The sequence below is a fragment of the Campylobacter sp. RM12647 genome (assembly GCF_020138135.1).
In the GTDB taxonomy this organism is placed as follows: Bacteria; Campylobacterota; Campylobacteria; order Campylobacterales; family Campylobacteraceae; genus Campylobacter_E.
In genome coordinates, this window is record NZ_JACGAS010000074.1 from 1 (window position 1) to 466 (window position 466).

Annotated in this window: 1 protein-coding gene; it reads right to left on the reverse strand. The window is 34.1% G+C overall.

Going from position 1 to position 466, the window contains the following annotated elements:
* Nucleotides 1–466 (reverse strand): methyl-accepting chemotaxis protein (locus AVBRAN12647_RS09645; RefSeq protein WP_336615125.1); only part of this gene is annotated, 466 nt, incomplete at both ends.

The following is a 466-nucleotide window of genomic DNA, read 5'->3' on the forward strand; positions in this document are numbered from 1 at the left end:
ACCTTGAACTATAACGCTTATTGTTGCATTTATTTCACTAAGGCTTTTTTGAGTTCTCTCAGCTAAACTTCTTACTTCATCAGCTACTACGGCAAATCCTCTACCATGCTCTCCTGCTCTTGCAGCTTCAATTGCAGCATTTAATGCAAGTAAGTTAGTCTGGTCTGCTACATCATTAATTATTTCTAAAATAGATTTAACATTATCAGCATCACGGCTTAATTGCTCAATCTTACTAGCTAAAGCACTTTCTATATCAGCACTATGATTTATTTGATTAGTTAATGAATTAATAGCATCGTTTGCTGATTTTATAAACTTACTTGCATTACTTAATTCATCTTTACCTTTAGCTGCACCAATTACGCCTTTATCAAGGTTTGCTTTAGTATTAGTTCCTTTATTAGCTACTTCTGTAACTATTACACTACCTTCTTCTGCACGCTTACCTGTTTGAAGACTTGTG